Raw genomic sequence first — 636 nt, 5'->3', positions numbered from 1 at the left:
GAACTCTTTACGTCTTCGCCAACAAGTTTACGGATGGCTCCTAGCTGGGCCATTTGTACTGACTTTGGTGGTGTTCTTTCTTTATGCATTGGTTCGAACGGTTTACTTCAGTTTTACTGAATACGATCTGTTTAGTGATGCGGTATGGGTTGGTCTAGCGAACTTCAAAGCATTGCTTACCGACGACTTATTTTTACTGTCATTGGCAAACACGATTTGGTTCTCCCTTATCGTTACTTGTGTTCAAACGGTATTAGCACTGGGTTTAGCGATTCTTGTTAACTCTAAGATTCGTGCGAAAAGCTTCTTTAGAACAGCCTTTTATCTACCAAGCATTCTTTCCATTGCTGCGGTAACGCTGATCTTCATTTGGTTCTACCAAAAGAACGGTTACCTAAATGTCTTTGTTACAGATGTTGTGAATCACTACCCACACATCAGTTGTTTCGTGCTTGTAGCGGTGGCAACTCAATTTGTTTTAGTGACGAAAGACCGTATCAAGGGACTGCCTGTAGGCTGGCTCGATCCAGCGTGGGCCATTCTCTCTGTGATTGTGGCGGGTATCGCTACCTTTATCGCTAGTGCAGTGGGTTGGATTGAAGTGACCAAAGATGTGGTAGAGGTTAACTGGCTGAA

General features: G+C 43.9%; 1 protein-coding gene. It reads left to right on the top strand.

The genetic code is table 11. The features are described from left to right. Positions 1-636, top strand: a 636-nt coding sequence (locus KIV40_RS34335) for a carbohydrate ABC transporter permease (protein ID WP_285353920.1), incomplete at both ends; no start/stop codon positions are given.

Source organism: Vibrio sp. D173a (assembly GCF_030248475.1).
This window is presented reverse-complemented; position numbering and strand designations above follow the sequence as displayed.